The organism is Carboxylicivirga mesophila, from assembly GCF_018271975.1.
GTDB classification, from domain to species: domain Bacteria; phylum Bacteroidota; class Bacteroidia; order Bacteroidales; family Marinilabiliaceae; genus Carboxylicivirga; species Carboxylicivirga mesophila.
Window position 1 is genome coordinate 135,045 of the sequence record NZ_JAGUCN010000002.1, and the last position, 21,119, is coordinate 156,163.

Consider the following 21,119-nt stretch of genomic DNA (forward strand, 5'->3'; position numbering starts at 1 on the left):
TAACAGCAATTATTTACACGATATGATGAATCGAATTATTATAGTTTTAGTTTTTGTTCTGAGCCTGGGAGTAACCCGGGCTCAGGATAAGCCTCTCAATATATTGCTATTCACAGCTGATGATTTGGGTTACGAGGCCAGCGGCACCTTTGGGCGTAATATTCCTGACCTGACACCCAACCTGGATAAGTTTGCCGATGAGGGTGTGCGTTTTGATCAGGCACATACCAATTCGCCTATTTGTATGCCCAGCCGAAGCATCATGGCCACCGGTTTGTATGGCGTGTCAAGTGGTATGATGGGCTTTATGCACATGAAAAAGAAAGTGCCCACTACTATGCATACGTTTCAGGATAACGGTTATCTCGCTGGTATCTTAGGCAAGGTAAATCACTCAACACCCGATATGCAGTTTAAATGGGATTATGTGCACGACTATGCCGAGTTGGGAGCCGGTCGTAGCCCATCGAAATATGCGGCATTCAGTACTGAGTTTTTTGAGCGTTGCAAAGCCGAGGGTAAGCCCTTCTATTTTATGGTGAATTCGCACGATCCGCACCGCCCGTTTTATGATCCGGAGAAACCCATGAAAAAAGGCGAGGAGCGGCCATCAAAACTTTATTCGCCAGATGAGGTGGAGGTGCCGGGTTATCTGCCGGATATACCACAGGTACGTTACGAACTGGCCTGCTATTATAACTCGATTCGTCGTTTGGATGATACCTTTAATGCGGTGATTGATGCACTTAAAGAGGCCGGTTTATACGACAATACCATGATTGTATTTCTTTCGGATAATGGGTCTGCCTTTCCGTTTGCAAAGGCCAATACCTATGTGGCCAGCACCAAAACACCGTTTTACATTCACCATCCCGGCATGAAAGCAGGGCATGTGGATGACGAGCACATGGTGGCTGAAGTGGATTTGTTCGCTACTTTTTTGGATGCGACAGGCATCACGATTAAAGAGCAGACAGATGGAAAGTCTTTTATGCCTCTTGTCAAAGGTAAGAAGCAGAAAGACCGCAACTATCATTTTGGTGAGATTGATTATAAAATTGGCGGTAAGGCCACACCCATGCGCTCAGTTGATAACAAGCGATTCAGGTACATCTTCAACCCCTGGCACATGACGGGCTATCGCTATTCCAACTCCAACGAAGGCGAGATATTAAAAACCATCGAGAAGGATCCTGAATACGCCGAGTACCTCGAGTGGGCCAAAATGTACCGCTACCGCGTACCTGAGGAGCTATACGATGTGGTGAATGATCCTGATGGAACCAATAACCTGATTGATGATCCCAATTATCAGAAGGAGCTGGCTGAGCTGCAACAGGCATTACGCAACTGGATGGTGGAAAAGAATGACCCGGCGCTTACTATGTTTGATAATCGTCAGGATAAGAAGTTGGTGAATGATTATATGCAGAATGAATTCCCGACAAAAAGAAGCCTGATGCCAGATGAGCAGTTGGAAGAAATCAAGCGAAAAGCAGAACTGAAGAAGAAAAACAAGGCTGCTAATAAGAAGGCGAAAAAGGCTAAACATTAATTTTTTAATCTGTACAAGATGAAGTTATTAAAGATATTACTGGTCTTTACCTTAGCCCTTGTGGTTAATGTAAAGGCACAAAAAACCGACGACCAGTTACTGGAAGAATTATTCCACAATACTTATAAGTTTTACCAGGCCCTACGCCATACCAATGGTGCCTATTACGATATGGTGAAGATGGAAGGCACAACCGACAGGGGCTCGGTAGCCAATATCGGAATGGGGCTTATGTCGCTATGTGTAGGGCATGCCATGGGCTGGGAGCCAACTGCCGAAGAGAAGGTGATACAAACCCTGAAAGCGGTATCTGGACAAGTTCCGGGGTTTAATTTGCCTCGCACTGCTAAAGGCTGTTATATCCACTTTTATGATATTAATACCGGTGCAGCACGTGGCTCAAACTGGAGCCCCATTGATACGGATCTGATGTTGGGTGGTGCATTGTTTGCCCGTAACTACTTTAAGGATAACACCGAAATATATGAGCTGGCAACCAACTTGTATAACACAACCGATCATTCTGTATTTGTGGGCGATGTGGATAAAGGACAAATTGCTCTCGGTATGTACGAGGACGGAACACCGAATGGCAACTGGACAGTGCCCTTTAATGAATACATGATTGTGGCCTGGTTCGCTAAAAATCAGGCTAATGATGAGAATTCGCCAGCACATAAGCTGTGGATGAAGCACTATGAGAATCCATCCAACCTGAAACACGCTGTTTACAATGGTAAAGATGGTGATTTTGAAGTAGCCTCGCCATCTCTGGCCCGCTTCACTTCCATGTTTACATTCATGTTCAACCATAATTTTGTGAATCACTTCTCTTCCAATAAAGCCTATATTGATGAAATGCGAATGGCCATGAAGGCTGATTCAGCATGGTGGGCCGACCGCAGTGATGCGGGCGATGTGGATTTGAAAGCGCTTGGTTGGCAGCCCTATGAATATGGCACAGGAGCCGGCGTTGGAGCACCCGATAGCAAGTACCAGGTGGATCGTATTTGCCTGCCCGAAAACATGGGTACATCAAAGGATCAGAATCAAAACCTGAATGTATCACCTCATATCCTGGCCGGATTTTCACCAGCAGCACCCGACAGGGTGCGAGAAGACCTGCTGTCGATGCTGAAAGATACACGCAAGATTGGTCAGGTGGATGTACTGCCGGGCACTACTATTCTGTGGAAGTATAGCTACAGTGATTTGGATTGGAAGCCCAACAAGGTGGAAGGTGTTGATTACTCGTGCATGTTCTTTGGCCTGGCTGCATTGCCACAGTTTCTGGGAACCGATTTCTTTAATAAGTACAACGATTTTTTCTCAGAAAAGCCAAGTGCCATTCGCGACCGTCAGATGGAGGATGAGGTGGTGTTAAGCCCGAATCCATCTAAAAATCAAGTAAGCTTAGATGGCATCCGTGCCGGACAAGGCTATGATTCCTTGAAGGTTTATAATATCAGCGGCGCATTGGTAAAAGAAGTAAATGTTTCAACGACGCATTCATCGCGTGTTGATTTTTCGGTTGGGGATCTGGCCAATGGCAACTATTTGGTGTGTCTGAGTAGCGACAGGTCTTTTATCACAAAGAAGTTAGTTAAAAACTAATTCGCTTATTGGCTGGCAATAATGAAAAGAATCTTCACCATATCACTGTTGCTGATAAGCCATCATCTGATGGTGACGGCACAGCATCAACAAGCCGACGGGGTAGCCACTGAAAAAACGCAGGTAACGCGTCCTTCTGAAACTAGGAGGGTGCAACTGGCGAATTTTAATCAGCGCAGCAATCAGGCCTATCAGGTGCCGGTTGACAGAGGCGATGGCCTGGCGGTGGCGGCTGTTGATAATGTGATTGTTGAAACGGAAAAGTTGATGCAGCTTATTCGTGTTATTGAAAAAGATAACCTGAATTGGTATAGCGATCCTGAGCGTATTAAGTCAAGCAAAAAGGGAAGTGTCGATAGCTTTTTACTTTTTAAAGATGGCAAACTGGTGGTGGAAGAGTACTTTGCTGATGCAGCATGGGATAAGCCTCATTTTCAGATGTCAATAACAAAGAGTGTAACAGCTTATGCCTTGGGAATAGCTATTGCTCAAGGTAAAGTGGACAGTGAGGAGGATAAGATTTTAAAGTATTTGCCTGAGTTAAATACTGGTGATTTGCCCGAGTTGGCCAAAGATATCTCATTGGCCGACGCCCTTTCCATGCAATCGGGGATACGTCTGAATGAAGATCATCCCAAAAGTAACGAACTGGCAGTAAACCAATGTATACCATCAATTCTATCTAACTGTTCTTTGCTTGAGCCGGGTCAACACTATAAATACCAGGGCATCGATCCGGAGATTATTAATCACATCATTTATAATACAACCGGCAGCAAACTTGAGGACTATGTTCACGCCCATCTTTTTATGCCTTTAGGGATTGATGATTATGCATTTGAAACAAACCCATGTGGTTTAACAAAAGCGGCGGCCGGTCTCAAGTTATGTTCGCGCGATATGCTCAAATTGGGTGTTCTTACACTCAATCAAGGGCGTTGGATGCAGCAGCAGGTGGTGCCCAAAGACTGGATTACAAAAGCCACAACAGCTAAGGTCAATAATGGTAAAAACCAATATGGCTATTTCTGGTGGCAGCATCAGGTCGATTACCAGGGGAAGTCATACGAAGTGATATCAGCTCGTGGGGCTTTAGGACAATTTATATTCGTTCTGCCCGAGCTCAAGGCTGTAGCCGTGTTTACAAGCTATGGAACCAGGCAGCCATTCAGCTATTTGCAGGAGTACATTGTGCCCGCTATTACTAGGTGATATGGAGTAGGTTGATACACGATAACAAAGTGACTGGAAACGGAATAAGGAAAGAGAATTTTTAAAAAGAATTGATAAGATGAATACAGCAAGAAGCATCTTAATTGGATTGAGTTTATTGGTGTTGGTCGTCGGCTGCAATCAGTCAGGGCGCCAATACCATTCTAAAAATGATAAAATATCACAGCGTGTTGATAGTCTGTTGAGCTTAATGACGATCGACGAAAAAATTGGTCAGACAGTTTTATTTACCAGTCGATGGGATGTAACAGGCCCGGTATTACGGGAAGGTGAAGAAGAGGCCATTAAGGAAGGCCGCTGTGGTAATATATTTAATGCCCATACAGTGGCCTACACACACAAGTTGCAGGAGATGGCGGTCAATGAGACCCGTCTTGGCATCCCGCTTTTGTTTGGCTACGATGTCATTCACGGGCATCAAACACTCACGCCAATTTCTTTGGGCGAATCGGCCAGTTGGGATTTAGAACTCATTGAGCAAAGTGCCCGTATGGCAGCGCGTGAGGCGGCGGCATCGGGCTTGCACTGGACTTTTGCGCCTATGTGCGACATCGGTCGCGATCCGCGCTGGGGCCGTGTGTCTGAGGGCGCCGGCGAAGATCCTTATTTGGGTCAACGAATTGCAGAAGCAAAGGTGAAGGGCTTTCAGGGCGATGATATCAGCAGCAATGAAACGGTGCTGGCTTGCGTGAAGCACATGGCAGCTTATGGAGCTGCTCAGGCCGGGCGCGACTACCACAGTGTGGATATGTCAGACAGGGTGCTTCGCGAAACCTATCTGCCTCCATACAAAGCAGCGGTTGACGCAGGTGCTCGCACGGTGATGACTTCATTTAATGATTTAGATGGTGTACCGGCATCGGCCAATAAATATTTGCTAACCGATATTTTACGAGATGAATGGGGCTTTGATGGCATGGTGGTGACCGACTATACGGCCATCAACGAGCTGATTCCTCATGGTGTGGCTGCGGATGAATACCACGCCGGCGTATTGGCCATGAAAGCCGGTGTTGATATGGACATGGAAGGTGGTGTGTACATGGAATACCTCAAGCAGGCCATCGAAAAAGGGGATGTGTCAGAAGCCGAATTAGATAATGCTGTTCGAAATGTACTGCGTCTGAAATTTGAATTGGGCATCATGGATGACCCGTATAAATACTGCAACGAGGAATTTGAGCAGGCTGAAGTACTGTCAGATAGAAACCGTCAGTTAGCTTATGAAATGGCCGCGGCATCGTGTGTTTTACTAAAGAATGAGCAGGCTGCTCTGCCTTTGAAGCCAAGCGATAAAATTGCCGTAATCGGACCGTTAGCCAACTCAAAAAGAGATTTGCTAGGTTCCTGGAAAGCTGCCGGCAAACCACAGGCCATTGAGTCAACCATATTGGATGCCATCATAGCCAATGGCGGCAAAGGCAATGTTAGTTTTACCAAAGGCTGTGATGTAAACTCTGATAATCGCTCAGGTTTTGCCAAGGCTATCCAGCAAGCCAAAAATGCAGATAAAGTAGTGATGGTAATGGGGGAAAAATGGAGCATGTCTGGGGAGGCAGCTTGTCGCACCAACCTTGATTTTCCTGGTGTTCAGGCGGAGTTAATTGAACAGATTGCCGGACTGGGTAAACCTGTTGTTTTGGTTTATATGACCGGGCGCTCAATGACCATCGAGAAAGAAGTGAAGCTGGCAGATGCGGTGATGAACATCTGGTATCCGGGAACGGAAGGCGGTCGTGCAGTGGCTGATTTGCTTTACGGTAAGCAAGTGCCATCGGGTAAATTAACGATGACCATGCCACGTAATGTTGGGCAGATTCCTATCTATTATAATTATAAAAACACTGGTCGTCCGTTTAATCCTGAGAAGCCAAAAGATACCTATAAGTCGCGCTATCTGGATGTACCTAATACGCCACTGTTTCCATTTGGCTATGGTTTGAGCTACACCACTTTTAAGTATTCCAATTTAAAGCTGGATAAGTCCAGCATGCGTGCAGGTGATGATATCACCTTAAGTGTAGAGGTGAGCAATACCGGTGATTTTGATGGTGCCGAGGTGGTACAGTTATACATCCGCGATAAAGTGGCTTCGGTAACCCGCCCAATGAAAGAGTTGAAAGCTTTTGAGAAAGTGTTCATCAAGAAAGGCGAGACAAAAACAATAACATTCACCATTACGGAAGATATGCTGGCCTTTTACAGGCAGGATATGAGCTTTGGCACAGAGCCTGGTGACTTCACTGTTTATGTGGGAACCAATTCAGATACAGATAATCAAATCGATTTTACCCTGGAATAAGTAACAGACCAAGAACCAGAAGAGATGAAAATAAATATGCGAATAACCCAAATTATACTGGCTGTTTTTGTGGCGGTTTCATTGTCGTGCTCGGCAACCAAACCCACCAAAAAACATCCGAATATCATTCTGATTACATCAGATGATCATGCCATACAAGCCATCAGCGCCTATGGACATGGTATTTCCAAAGTAGCACCAACACCTAATATCGACCGTATTGCCGAGAATGGGGCAATTTTTAATAAGGCCTATTGTACCAACTCATTGTGTGGCCCTAGCCGCGCCACCATTCTGACGGGTAAATTCAGTCATATCAACGGTTTTACCCGCAATCGCGATAAGTTTGATCAAAACCAGCCAACGCTGCCAAAGTACCTGCAGGCCGCTGGCTACGAAACGGCGATAGTTGGTAAGTGGCACCTGAAAGGCGTGCCAACCCAGGGCTTTGATTACTGGGAGGTGCTCAATGACCAGGGCGAGTACTACAACCCTGATTTCATTACCGGGAAAGACACGGTTATGAACCACGGCTATGCTACCGACCTCATTATGGATAAGTCATTGGATTGGCTACAGAAAGGACGTGATATGGACAAGCCCTTTATGCTGATGGTGCAGAACAAAGCGCCGCACCGCAACTGGTGGCCGGCCGAGCGTCATTACAATAGGTATGATTCGGTGAGTTTTCCGGTACCCGATACTTATTTTGACAACTATGACGGTCGTGTGGCTGCAGATAAGCAGAAGATGAATATCTATCGTGATATGTACGAAGGTCACGATCTGAAAATGACTGTGGCTGCCGGTGTTGATAGTTTCCGCTACGACCCATGGCCTCACCTGTTTAATCGCGCTACCGATGAACAGAAGGAGAGATTTTGGGAAGCTTATCGTCCGATTAACGAGGCTTTTCACAAGATGGATCTCAACGGCCAAGAACTGGCTCTTTGGAAGTATCAGCGTTACTTACAGGATTATATGGCGACAATTGCTGCTGTAGATGAAAATGTGGGGCGTCTATTAGATTATCTTAAGAAAAGCGGTCTGGATGAAAACACCATCGTTATTTACACCTCCGATCAGGGTTTCTACCTGGGTGAGCATGGCTTTTTCGATAAGCGCTTTATGTATGAGGAGTCTTTCCGCACGCCACTCTTGATTCAATATCCCGGAGCTGTCAAGCCCGGCACACAAATCAATCAGATGGTTCAAAATCTGGATTTTGCACAAACCATTCTCGATTTCTGTGGATTGGAACAACCTGATGATATGCAGGGACTCTCATTCAAACCCTTACTGCTGAATAAGAAAGTGGATAAATGGCGTGATGCCTTGTATTATCATTTTTATGAATTTCCCGGATTTCATTCAGTGAGCCGACATTATGGTGTGCGCACCGAACGCTATAAACTCATTCATTTCTACCATAAAATGGATGAATGGGAATTGTATGATCTGCAGCAAGATCCATCAGAAATGAATAATTTGTATGGGCAGCCAGGTTATGAGGAAATTACCCGTAACCTGAAAAAACGACTGAATGAGTTGCAGGAACAATACAAGGAAACGATTTAAAAACGATAATGCCATTTGTAATGCGAAACTTACTAGTATTTGCTTTATTATTGCTGAGCCCCGTGCTTTGGGCTCAGCAACCTAATATTATTATCATAGTAGCCGATGATTTAGGCAATGCCGACGTTGGCTATCATCAGCATAGTAACGAGATACCAACACCTGCCATTGATGCATTGGCCAAAAGTGGGGTTTACTTCACAAGTGGCTATGTGACTGCACCTGTTTGTGGACCATCCAGGGCCGGACTGCTCACCGGGCGATATCAGCAAACCTTTGGTTTTGATGATAACCCTGGCCCGTTCAGAGCTGCACCTAATGTATTGGCGGGTATTCCGCCAGAGATAAAGATTATTCCCGAATACCTGAAACCGGAAGGTTATCGAACGGCTTGTATTGGTAAATGGCATGTTGGTCATGAGGCCGATGCCTACTTTCCTACCAACCGCGGATTCGATTATTTTTATGGTTTCCTGGGCGGTGCCGCAAGTTATTACCCCGGTGATAATGAAAGTAGAACCTTATTCAGGAATACCAAGCCGGTGAGTTCTGAAAAGCGTTATATTACAGATGCTTTTGGACAAGAGGCTGCTCAGTTTGTTAGTCAGGAGGGCCAGGAGCCATTCTTTTTATACCTGGCTTTTAATGCGGTTCACGGGCCGCTGCAGGAGCCCCCGGCACATTATCAGGAACCATTTAAAAATATCAATCATTCCAAACGGCGGACTCTATGTGCCATGCAGTATGCTATGGATGCCAATGTGGGAAAAGTATTGGATGCATTGGAAAAATCTGGTAAGCGTGAAAACACGCTCATCTTTTTTGTGAGTGATAATGGTGGTAAAATAAAGGGTAATTACTCGTATAACATGCCATACCGCGGAGAAAAAGGCACCTTGTTTGAAGGAGGCATTCGTTTACCGTTTTGTATGTCGTGGCCAGCTCAGATAGAAGGAAACAAGGTGTTTGATGAGGCAGTGAGTACACTGGATTTTTTACCAACCATCCTCAATGCCGTGTCACTGAAGAAAGACAAAGCTATGGCTGGGCATGATTTATTGCCTTACATCAACACTGAAAAAGGAGGGAGTGTACATGATTTAATGTACTGGCGTATCAACCATCGATGGGCCATTAGAAACAGCGAGTGGAAGCTGGTTAAAAACGAGGTGAAAGGCCGCCCGATGTTATTCAATATAGCCAATGATAAAACAGAATCCACAGACTTATATGAAAAGCATCCAGAAGTGGTAAAAGAGCTTCAGGAGCAGTACACTAAATGGTCAGATGCAGCCGGACCAAAACAATGGGGTTGGAGCCCTGCGGTTGGTAAATATGTTCGTCATCCACATGAGGATTTTGAAAGTATTAATGCTGAGCAATTTTTGCCATGGAAGAATATGGGACAGCCTATTTTTGCAAGCAATCCACAGAAGGATGCTGTAAATGGTTCAGATAACTGTCTTATGCTTCAGCCAGAAGCAAAGGCGGGCAATCAGAAAATGGCTGTCATTATGAAAACATCTGCTTTTCAGCGCCGGCAGCGTTACCTGAATTTAAATGTTAAAATAGAAGAACCATGCGAAGTGCTTGTTGAGATAAAAGGGAATAAAGGCCAAGCAGTGAGGTTTAAGCCAGTAAATGAAGCAAAAGCAGATGAAGGCTGGCAAAAGCTGGAATTCGATTGCCAGGCTTTTAAGGGAGCTGTCGGGCAGATAGCTTTTATCTTTCAATCAACCAGTGGAATGAATAGACAGCCCGTTTATCTGGATGACATTAGCTTTAGTTCCGTCCATAAGAAATAAGCTAATGCGTATATGATTCTTCATATGAATTGTTAATTTTATTCGTTAACAAAAACAGGAATTACGATGGTATATAAGGCAATTTTAGTAACATGTTTATTGGTATTAAACGGTTTTACAAGTGCCTTATGTGCCATTGATTTTTCTTTGCCACAGGTCACCACATTCTATAAGCATCAGTATCAAGCCAGTAATCGCAACTGGTGTATTGATCATGGCAATGATGGATATGTTTACATAGGAAATGATCAGGGCTTGTTAAGTTTCGACGGCGTACAGTGGACACTCAATGAATTACCTGCTCATTCAAGAGTGCGGTCCATATGTGTAGCTTCCGATGGTTTAATATACACCGGTTCTTCCGAAGAGATTGGATTTTGGCAACGTAATGCTCAGGGTCAGTTGTATTACACCTCCATCAATAATAAACTGCTGAATGTCACTTTTCATAACCAGGAAATCTGGCGCATTTACGAAGATACAGAGCACAACATCGTCTTCCAGGGCTTCAGTATGACGCTTAAGTTTGACGGCGAACAGGTGCAAAAAGTCGAGGTGAATAATCCACCAACTTTGCTTGAGAAGCACGATAAGCGACTATGGGGTAATACCAGAAGAGGCGAATTACTTGAGCTTACACCCTACGGCTATCAAAAAGTGTTACAGTCAGATTTACTCAGGCAGAGACGTTTAAAAGCGGTTGTACCCTATAAAGATGGAGCTGCTTTACTGCTGACCAAAAGTAAAGGTGTGTTTGTGTGGAATGGCGATGCACTGCAAAGCTGGCAGGTACCTGCCAATGAGCAGCTCGTCAACGAAGATATTAATTGTGCCGTTTTCCATGATGGATATTATTATGTTGGCACCATTCACTCGGGACTTTTGATAATAAATTCCGAGGGGGAAATAGTATACAAAGTAAATACCCACAACTATCTGCAGGATAATACCATTCTATCCCTGAAGTTTGATGCTCATAACAGGCTATGGTTTACCATGAGTGTGGGAATTGGTTATCTCGAATTAGATGCACCGCTTAAACTGCTGGTTGATTCTGAAAAGCGTATAGGGGCTGTTCATTCTGTAGCCTATCATCAGGAAAGACTGTATCTGGCTACAAATAAAGGTGTTTGGTACAAGTCATTTATGCCCGGAGAACAGCTCTTGTCTTTTGATGGATTTAAGCAGTTAGCAGAACTGCAGGGATTAGCCTGGGTGGTTCAGGTGATGGATGATCAGCTGCTTTGCAGTCATAACAAAGGAACTTTTCTTATTGATAATAATGAGGTGCACAAGATAACGGCTTATGCAGGGGGAAGAAGTTTTCAAAAGATTAAAGTCAAAGGAAAAGAATACTTGCTGCAGAATACTTATTCAGATCTTGTGGTGCTTGAGAAAGGCCCTGATGGGCGGTGGCAATTCAAAAGTACCGTAGAAGGTTTTTCAGAACCGACTATGTCGCTGGCGGTCGATCATAAAAACCAAATATGGTTGCAACACGATCGAAAGAGTGAGCTTTATAATATACGTTTGCAACATAACCTAAGAGATGCCTATAGCTATAACGTATACACAGCCAGGCATGGATTACCAAAGGACATGCAAAGTGAGGTGTATGAGTTTAATAAGCGAATCATTATCACCAGTTCGGAGGGTGTATACACCTATGATGGGCTAAAAGACTCAATTGTTTATTACCAGGAATTGAACCAGCGCTTAGGTGCATTTAAGAGCGCGCACAAAATTATTAAACAAAATCAGGACGCTTACTGGTTGATTAATAATAATAGCCTGGCATTGTTCCGCACAAAAGATGGTAGTATATCCAAAGTATTGCAGTATAAATTTGTTGAGCCGCACCTTGGATTGGTTGAAAATTTCGAGAATATCATCACCATTGACTCCCTGGCATCATTTATTTGTATGGAAAATGGGTTGGGTATTTACTATCACAATGACCTTTTGCAGAATAGTGAGCAAAACGTGTATGGTGCAAATGTACGATTGTCATATCAAGCAGGAGGTAAGGAAGTATCGTTAGTGAATCCTTCGAGCAACACCATCACTCTTCCAAATGCGAATCAGGATTTTAAGGTGAGTGTGGCTACGCTTGCTTCACCCGGAAGACAAATGGAATATCATCTGGATGTTATTACCGGCGCAGACAGTATTTCTTACCAGGGTGGTGAGCCAGAGTTTAATTTAGGCCGTTTGCCCCAAAACATGAGCTATATTCGTATACTCGCCTATGATCAATGGGGTAAAGCAACAGAAGAGAAACTTATTAACATAGTGGTACTAAAGCCCTGGTATCTCAAAACAGGCGTTATTATTATATGGTGCCTGATTGCTTTAAGTCTGCTTTTACTCCTTCTGCTGCGCTTTAAACGAAATCTTAACAAATATCTGATCCCTGCCAGACAGGAAATAAATACAGTTGATGCAACCGAAGTGGATGAGTTAAAGCAATTAAAAACTCAATTAGAAGATGAAGTTATACAACAGAATACCTACATAGCCACCGGCGCATTAAATGCTATTCGTAACAAAGAAGTGCTTGCCACTATTAAAAAAGAACTAACGGCACAGAAAGAGAAGCTTGGGATACGATATCCGGATAAGTATTATAAGAAGCTGGTTGATTTGATAGAGTCAAACATGCATAATGAAGACGACTGGGCTATGTTTGAGCAGCATTTTGACAAAGCCAATAATAACTTTATTACCCGACTGAAACAATTGTACCCTCAATTAACCCCGCGAGATTTGCGCTTATGTGCTTACCTGAAGATGAACTTATCGAGTAAAGAAATTGCTCCGTTCCTGGATATCTCAGAAAGGAGTGTTGAAGTACATCGTTATCGACTAAGAAAGAAACTGAATTTGCCGGCAGAAAGTAATTTGGCAGAGTTTATGATTAGCTTTTAGGTAGTATGAGGTATTTCTAGCTCTTGTTTTTGTATATTGCTTTTTTGCGGGAATAATATGATGATTTGTAAACAATTCTTTCGGTCAGTTGCGATTATAGGCAGTCTTCTTAGTATTAATTATAGTGCCCTTCAAGCAGGCAATAAGATTAATAATATACTGAAAGATACATATGGCGGGTTTAGTAAAAACTGGTCTGTTGATTTCGATGAAAGAGGAATTGTTTATGTCGGTAACGAAGCCGGGCTGCTGCAATTCGATGGCAATGCCTGGGAGTTGTATAAAACACCTGGTCAGGGTAGTGTTCGTTCAGTTTTAGTTAGTGGTGCGCGTATTTACACCGGCTCTTTTGAGGAGTTTGGTTACTGGGAGGCCAATGCCTGGGGTAATCTGAAATATACCTCTTTATCAGATACACTGGCACGGGATGTTCTGCATAATGATATGATTTGGAAGATTGTTCATACACAAAATGATGAGGTTATTTTTCAGGCATTCAATACGCTGTATATCTATAAAAACGATACCGTTACGGTTCGTGAGATTGGAAGTGGTATCATCTTTTTGAACAATGTTCGCAATAGGATTGTGACTCAAAAAACACGCGGAAGTATTATCGAATTTAGCAACAACGAGTTTGCCGAAGTTGAAGGAAGCGACGTGCTGAATCGTGCTTACACAAGAGTATTTCTTCCTTTTGGAAATGAACAGTTCTTGTTAGGATCGGCCAAAAAAGGACTTTACATTTGGGATGGTAAAAACCAGGTAACGGAATGGGAATGTGAAGCTCAGCAACAAATAAAGAATTATAATATCAATGCCGGCGCGTTTGATGGGAACTTTTATTACATCGGCACTCTGGATAAGGGCATATTTAAAATTAACAAACAAGGACAGGTAGTTGATCTCCTCAATGTGAGCAATGGACTTGAAAGTAATACAATACACCACCTAAAGTGCGATAGACAACAACGTTTGTGGGTGGCTTTGAATAAGGGTGTTGCGTGCGTAGAGTTTAATCGTCCGGTTTATTATATTACTAATGAAGCAGCCAACTGGGGCGTGGTGCATGCAGCTGCCATCTATCAAAATAAACTCTTTGTTGGCACCAACCAGGGTGTTTATTATCATCCCATTAATGGTGTTTCATTAAGTGAGTTAAATTCAGCTGATTTTAAAGTTATTGAAGAGTTGAAGGGGCAGGTTTGGACGCTTCATAATCAAGGGGATGTATTGCTGTGTGGGCATAATCTGGGTACTTTTCAAATCAAAGGTGATGCTGTGGAACAAATTGCTGATATCGGTGGCGGTCAAAACTTTGTATCAATTAGCCTTGAAGGAAAAGACTATCTCCTGCAGAATTCTTATACCTCACTGGCTCTGTTTGGCCAGCAAAAAAATGGTTTTACCTTGAAGAGTATTCTAAAAGGATTCTTTGAGCCAACGCGCAGTATGTCAATTGATCATCACAATAATATTTGGGTTTCGCATACCAGGCGCAACGAGGTGTTTAAAGTTAGTGTCCCTAATATAGATGAACCACTAAAAAAAGAGCGATATGGACTCGAAAAGGGTTTACCACAGAATGCTGGCAGCAAGGTGTCAAAGCTGGATGGCCGAATCATTTTTACAACCAGGGATGGACTGTTCACCTATGATGAACTGCGCGATACCGTTGTACGCTATAAGCGCATAGAAGCGCAGCTTGGTGAGTATGCTTTTGCCAACGCAGTCAGGCAAGGAGGATTTCAATCCTACTGGTTTGCATTACCTCCCAAAGTGGCACTTTTCAATATTAATAGCGGCATTGTAAAAAAGGAATTTGAGTTTGCTTTTAACGATCCGCATAACTCGCTTGATGAGAAATACCCGGTAATAGTAGCTTTAAATGATACTACCACGGCTTTTGGCCTTGAAAACGGACTGGCTCTTATTTATAACTCAGCTTTTGAGCAGGAACAAACTCTGGCTGATACCATTTATATTAAAAATGCAGCCTATCGCCTGAATGATAACATGCACAAATTATCACTGGATAGGCATGATACTGTTGCACTAGTGCCATATGCCAATAGTCGAATGATATTTGAATATATGTCGGTGGGCTCGGTCAATCACAAATCAAGCTATTGGTATAAATTAGACGGCTATCATAAGAATTGGATAAAAGGGAATCCTCAAAATAAAATTAATTTCACGAAGCTGCCATGGGGCAAATATACACTCATGGTAAAAGGAGAAGGGGAGTTCGGACAACAATTGCATCCTGTGCAATATACATTTGAAATTGAAGAGCCCTACTTCGCCAAAACCTGGTTTATTATCTGTGTGTCTATTCTGGCTCTTATAATATTGGTGGGCATCTCAATACTCATTAATAGGTTTTTAAAGCGCTACCATAATAAGTTGATAGAGGACGAGAAGCAAGCATGGAATGAGCAGCACAAAGAAGAACAGTTGCGCAACGAAGAAAAAATGATTCGCCTGAAGAATGAGTTGCTTCAAAAAGAAATACAGCACCAGAGTACCGAGCTGGCTAACCGCACCATTGCTACCATTAAACGCAAGGAAGTATTAAACGAGGTGAAGCAGGAAATACTTAAACAAAGGGAGCACTTAAAGGTTAGTTATCCCGAGAAGTACATGAACCGAATTTTGCGCATGATTGACCACAGCATTGAAGATGAAGATGACTGGAATGTGTTTCGCATGCACTTTGATAAGGCGCACGAGGACTTTTTTAAGCGGCTCAAAAGTTCCTACGATGATCTAACTCCAAAAGATTTGCGCTTATGTGCCTATCTGAAAATGAACCTTTCAACAAAGGAGATTGCGCCACTTATGAATGTTTCGCCACGAAGTGTGGAAGTTCATAGGTATAAAATTCGCCGAAAACTGCACCTGGATCCAAATGAGAACCTGACTGAGTTTATGATCTCATTTTAAAATACGTAAATGGTTTATTGATCATTCTATTAGTGAATTATGGTGTTTGATGTTAATGTGAGTAGGCATCTGTATAGGTAAAATAAATTGTTTTTTCAGCTGTTGAAATTGATGTTAAGGTCAATTAATTGAAGTGGCTTGTAGTTGTTGATATTTTCGTTTTGGTTGATAAATTGAAACAACATGTCAAAACAATTGAAATTATTGCAGCTTCTTCTGCTTCTACTGGTTAGTCAAGGTTTTTTAATGCTGTATGCAGCAGCGCCGGAGCAAGCCTCTAAAACACCTAATGTTATAATTATCTATGCCGACGATATGGGCTTTGGTGATGTGGGCTACAATGGTTCTGAAAATATTTCAACGCCTAATATTGACAAACTCGCGGGTCAGTCGGTCATATTTAACCAGGGGTATGTCTCTGCGTCCGTTTGTGCACCTTCGCGTGCCGGACTGCTGACCGGACAATATCAGCAACGCTTCGGATTGGGTGAGAATTGCAGTGCTTCGGGCTGGCCGCACTCACCAATTTCGCAGGGTTCGGGTATTCCCGATGACCAGGTGCTGGCCTCTGAATTACTTAAAGAAAAAGGCTACACAACAGCCATGGTAGGCAAATGGCATTTGGGCGTGGCAGAGTCGAAGCGCCCCAACCAAAAAGGCTTTGACTACTACTATGGATTTCTTAACGGCTCACATTCCTACTACAAATCGGCTCTTGAAATGGGTGACAAGAAAGGCATATGGCCTTTGTTTGATGATAATACACCCGTAACGTTTGATGGATATCTTACTGAGGTATTTACCGATAAGGCAGTTCAGTTTATTGAAAAAGTCGGAGAGGAGCCTTTCTTTCTTTACTTGGCTTACAATGCAGTACATCATCCATGGGAAGTGCCTGATAAATATATTGAGCGCCTGCAAGACATTGAGTTGCCTAACCGACGTAAGTTTGCAGCTATGGTGCTGGCTCTTGACGATGGTGTGGGTGAAATAATGAAAGCACTCGAAGAGCAGGGGATTGCTGAAAATACTGTCGTTGTATTCATTAGCGATAATGGGTCGCCCAAGGGACAGGCCAAAGGCAGTACGCCCGGCGATTACATGTCGTCAACCGGAGGACTACGAGGTTGGAAAGGTGATACCTATGAAGGAGGTATAAGGGTGCCCTTTCTGATAAAATGGCCCGGTATATTACAACCCGGTACTTACAATAAGCCGGTTATTAACCTGGATATATTACCAACTATAGCGAGTCATTTGGATCTTGGAACGGATAATGATTTCGATGGCGTTAACCTGTTACCTTTTCTTACGGGTAAAGAAGATGGCATGCCACACGATATTTTATACTGGCGAAGGGACGATGATTATGCCATACGAAAAGGCGACTGGAAACTTTGCTGGAACGACAGAGGGATGAAAGATACCGATGCTGCTGAGCTATTTAATCTGGCCGATGATCCTAGGGAACAACATAATCTGGCTGCTCAGTTTCCTGAACTGGCCAAAGAACTGCAACGAATTTTTGATGAGTGGGATAGCCAGCTACCAGACTCAAAGTGGTGGGGCGCTCCTAAAAACCGCATACGTAAATAATTAAATAGTTATGAAGAGAAAAAGTCCATTGATGCTACTGATTGCAATCGTTCTGATGGTTGCCTGTCAGCCTGCGCAAAAACAAGAAACAAAAGCTACCAAGCCCAATATCGTGTTTATCTTTAGCGATGACCATGCTTACCAGGCCATTAGTGCCTATGGAGGGATGCTTAAGGATTATGCACCTACACCAAATATCGATCGCATTGCGGCCGATGGTATGCTATTCAACCGCTGCCTGGTCACCAACTCTATTTGTGGTCCATCGCGTGCCGCTATTTTGAGTGGTAAGTATGGTCACCTCAATGGTTTTGTATCCAACGAAGGCGGAACCAGATTTGACGGTTCACAAGTCACTTTCCCAAAACTGTTGCAACAGGTTGGTTATAAAACGGGGATTGTTGGTAAATGGCATTTGGGCTCTGAACCAACTGGTTTCGATTACTGGGAGGTATTACCGGGGCAAGGGTTTTATTACAATCCTGAATTTCAAACGGCCGAAGGTAAGCACACCGAAACCGGTTATGTGACTGAAATCATTACCGATAAAGCCATTAATTACATGAAGCAGGCACAGTCTGAAGAAAAACCATTCTTGCTGATGTTACAACACAAGGCGCCGCATCGTGAGTGGGAACCTGGACCCAATGAATTATCTCTTTACAAGGACGTAACGTTTCCAGAGCCGCCAACCTTGTTTGATACCTACGAAAACCGAGGGCGTGCAGCTAAAGAGCAGGATATGTCAATTGAGGTGACTATGCGCATGGATCGCGACCTGAAAATGTTCAATGCAGAAAAGCTGGGTACCACAGCCCGCTTGAATGAAGACCAGGAAAAAGCCTGGGATGAAGTGTATGATCCAATCATCGAATACTATAACAATGCCAAGCTTGAAGGAGAAGATTTAGTGCGATTCAAGTACCAGCGCTACATGCAGGATTACCTGGCTTGCATTGCCGGTGTGGATAAAAATGTGGGCCGTGTATTGGATTATTTAAAGGAAGCCGGTCTGGAAGACAACACCATCGTTGTTTACTCTTCCGATCAGGGTTTTTACTTGGGTGAGCACGGTTGGTTCGATAAGCGCTTTATGTACGAAGAGTCGTTACGCACACCACTATTGGTCAAATGGCCACATGTTGTTAAGCCGGGTAGTGTTAACGGTGATATCGTTTCTAACCTCGATTTTGCACAAACATTCATGGAAATTGCCGGAGTAGAGAATACAACGGATATGCAAGGCCGTAGTTTTGTGCCATTGTTAAAAGGAGAAACACCTGCCGACTGGCGCAAGGTGCACTACTATCACTACTATGAATACCCAAGCTGGCACATGGTGAAACGTCATTACGGTATTGCCACCGAGCGCTATAAACTAATTCATTTCTATCACGATGTGGATGAGTGGGAGATGTATGACCTGCAGGAAGATCCACATGAGATGAATAACATCTATGGGCAGGCAGAGTATGCCGATGTTCAGGCCGATTTGCACAAACGTCTGGAAGAACTAAGAGTTAAATATCAGGATTCTGATGAATTAACTGATGAGTACCTTCAAAAGTCGCTTAAGCGATTGAGACATATGAAATAATTGTTTAATCAGGGGGCCTGCATCGGCTGGTGCGGGCTGCCTTTTATCAGCTAAGCATGTTTCGAGCACTATTATTGGTGATGTGTGCCATTGGCCTGCTACAAACCGTGGCGAAAGGGCAAACGACATGGTGTAATCCCGTTGATGTGGATTACCAGTACGGTGAGTTCATTCCGCATAATCGCTCAAATTTTAAGGAGCATCCACCCATTATCGCCCGGGGAAGTGCCGACCCGGTTTTTATCAATCACCATATCGATGGTAAGCATGAAGGGTATTACTTGTTTTCAACTTCAGCGCGTGGCTACTGGCGGTCCGATGATTTGGTCAGCTGGACACGTATCATACCTAAGGGTGATTGGCCGATAAGCTATTTTAAAGAGCACAGTCCAACCAGTAGTATTGAAAACTGGAAAGGCGAGGAGCTGTATTTCAAGGATATGATTGCACCGGCTGCCATTTCGCATAACGACACCTTGTTTCTGATGGCCTCAAGCCGTAAAGGTAAAGCACCAGTGTTCTACAGTGTTAATCCTGCTAAAGGCGAATGGGCTGTTTATGAAGAAAGCCTTACGTTTCCAACATCTGCTGATGGTAATATCTGGGATCCGGGTTTGTTTTATGACGATGAACAGTCACAGTGGTACATTTACTGGGGCTCATCCAACTTGTATCCCTTATACGGCACAAAGCTTATCAATACAAAAACATCTACACATTTTGATTTGGATAGTAGAAAAAGGGCAATGGTCTACCTCTATCCTGAGCTGCATGGCTGGGAGCGCTTTGGTCGCGACCATCGCTCCAACATGCACCCTTACATCGAAGGACCGGAGGTGGATAAGTACAACGGGAAGTATTACCTGACTTATGCCGGACCAGGTACCAGTGAAAATATGTATGGCAATGGCGTGTACACTTCTGATTCTCCTCTCGGGCCATGGGAGTATGCACCCAATAACCCGGTGGCCTACAAGCCGGGAGGTTTTCTCAATGGGGCCGGGCATGGTAACTTGTTTCAGGATAAGTATGGCAACTATTGGAATACAGGTACCAGCTGGATTGGCGTCAATTGGGTATTTGAGCGCCGCATTAGCATGCTGCCGGCCAGTTTTGATCAGGACGGCCTGATGTATGCCAACAGTCGCTTTGCCGATTTCCCCCAGTTGAAGGCCAATGAGAAATGGACCAATACTAATGACCTGTTTGCAGGATGGATGCTTTTATCTTATAAAAAAGATGTAAAGGTTTCATCGCAGAAGGATGATGCATTAGGCGGACAGCATCTGACTGACGAAAATCCCAGAACCTATTGGGTGGCTAAGAATAATCATAAAGGTGAGTATGCCATCATCGATTTAGGTGATGCTTGCCAGGTAAATGCCATTCAGTTGAACTACAGCGATTATTTGCAGCACGATACTTCCTTATATGCACCTTATCCCGTGAGAGGCGATTTGGAGAGTCATTTGAAGAAGGTGTATAATCGCTATAAGGTGTATGCCTCGTTAAATGGCAAAAAGTGGAGTCTGATTGCCGATAAAAGTGCCGAAACGGTTAATCGCTCTAACCCATACATTGAGCTGCCCGAAAGTGTTGAGGTGCGCTACATCAAATTTGAAAATATTCATACGCCAACTCAAAACCTGGCTCTGTCAGACATCAGGATATTCGGGAAGGGGCGAGGCCAATTACCTACTCGGCCTCAGTCAGTGATAGCTAAGCGCGATACAGATGATCGTAATGCCTTTATCAGCTGGCAAGCGGTTGATGGAGCCGTTGGCTATAACATCCTGTGGGGTATCGCACCCGATAAGTTGTACTCGTGCTACCAGGTGTGGGCCGATGTAGGTTGTGAACGTGAGGTAAGGGCACTGAATAGCAAGCAGGAGTATTACTTTGCCATTGAAGCCTTTAATGAGGTGGGTGTTTCAGAGTTATCCCAAATTCATAAATGTAAATAAT

General features: G+C 43.8%; 11 protein-coding genes. All 11 read left to right on the plus strand.

Features of this window, described 5'->3' with window-relative positions; translation table 11 throughout:
* Positions 1 to 22 precede the first annotated feature (22 nt).
* The 11 genes from KEM09_RS02625 to KEM09_RS02675 all read left to right on the plus strand — a co-directional run bounded on the left by KEM09_RS02625 (position 23) and on the right by KEM09_RS02675 (position 21,118).
* The gene (locus KEM09_RS02625; protein WP_212225083.1) at positions 23 to 1,555 is read left to right on the plus strand and encodes a sulfatase family protein; all 1,533 of its coding nucleotides are present in this window, start codon (positions 23 to 25) and stop codon (positions 1,553 to 1,555) included.
* Between the two features lie 18 nt (positions 1,556 to 1,573).
* The gene (locus tag KEM09_RS02630; RefSeq protein WP_212225098.1) at positions 1,574 to 3,169 is read left to right on the plus strand and encodes a T9SS type A sorting domain-containing protein; all 1,596 of its coding nucleotides are present in this window, start codon (positions 1,574 to 1,576) and stop codon (positions 3,167 to 3,169) included.
* Positions 3,170 to 3,190: 21 nt separating this feature from the next.
* On the plus strand, positions 3,191 to 4,381 hold the full coding sequence (locus tag KEM09_RS02635; protein WP_212225101.1) for a serine hydrolase domain-containing protein: 1,191 nt from the start codon (positions 3,191 to 3,193) through the stop codon (positions 4,379 to 4,381).
* Positions 4,382 to 4,460: 79 nt separating this feature from the next.
* On the plus strand, positions 4,461 to 6,704 hold the full coding sequence (locus KEM09_RS02640) for a glycoside hydrolase family 3 N-terminal domain-containing protein (RefSeq protein ID WP_212225103.1): 2,244 nt from the start codon (positions 4,461 to 4,463) through the stop codon (positions 6,702 to 6,704).
* Positions 6,705 to 6,728: 24 nt separating this feature from the next.
* Positions 6,729 to 8,282, plus strand: coding sequence for a sulfatase family protein (locus tag KEM09_RS02645; protein WP_212225105.1), 1,554 nt, complete (start codon positions 6,729 to 6,731; stop codon positions 8,280 to 8,282).
* Positions 8,283 to 8,302: 20 nt separating this feature from the next.
* Entirely contained in the window at positions 8,303 to 10,087 is a 1,785-nt protein-coding gene (locus tag KEM09_RS02650; protein WP_212225107.1) for a sulfatase-like hydrolase/transferase, read from the plus strand.
* 66 nt (positions 10,088 to 10,153) lie between these two features.
* Positions 10,154 to 13,015, plus strand: a complete 2,862-nt coding sequence (locus KEM09_RS02655; protein WP_212225109.1) for a LuxR C-terminal-related transcriptional regulator — start codon at positions 10,154 to 10,156, stop codon at positions 13,013 to 13,015.
* 57 nt (positions 13,016 to 13,072) lie between these two features.
* A complete protein-coding gene (locus tag KEM09_RS02660; RefSeq protein ID WP_212225110.1) occupies positions 13,073 to 15,961 on the plus strand; it encodes a helix-turn-helix and ligand-binding sensor domain-containing protein in 2,889 nt (962 codons plus the stop codon).
* A 183-nt stretch (positions 15,962 to 16,144) separates the two neighbouring features.
* Positions 16,145 to 17,557 carry a sulfatase family protein gene (locus tag KEM09_RS02665; RefSeq protein WP_212225112.1) on the plus strand — a complete coding sequence of 471 codons (1,413 nt, stop codon included), beginning with the start codon at positions 16,145 to 16,147 and terminating at the stop codon, positions 17,555 to 17,557.
* Positions 17,558 to 17,567: 10 nt separating this feature from the next.
* Positions 17,568 to 19,154 carry a sulfatase family protein gene (locus tag KEM09_RS02670; protein ID WP_212225114.1) on the plus strand — a complete coding sequence of 529 codons (1,587 nt, stop codon included), beginning with the start codon at positions 17,568 to 17,570 and terminating at the stop codon, positions 19,152 to 19,154.
* A gap of 56 nt (positions 19,155 to 19,210) precedes the next feature.
* Complete coding sequence (locus KEM09_RS02675) at positions 19,211 to 21,118, plus strand: family 43 glycosylhydrolase (protein WP_212225122.1); 1,908 nt, start codon at positions 19,211 to 19,213, stop codon at positions 21,116 to 21,118.
* The last annotated feature ends 1 nt before the right edge of the window (position 21,119 follow it).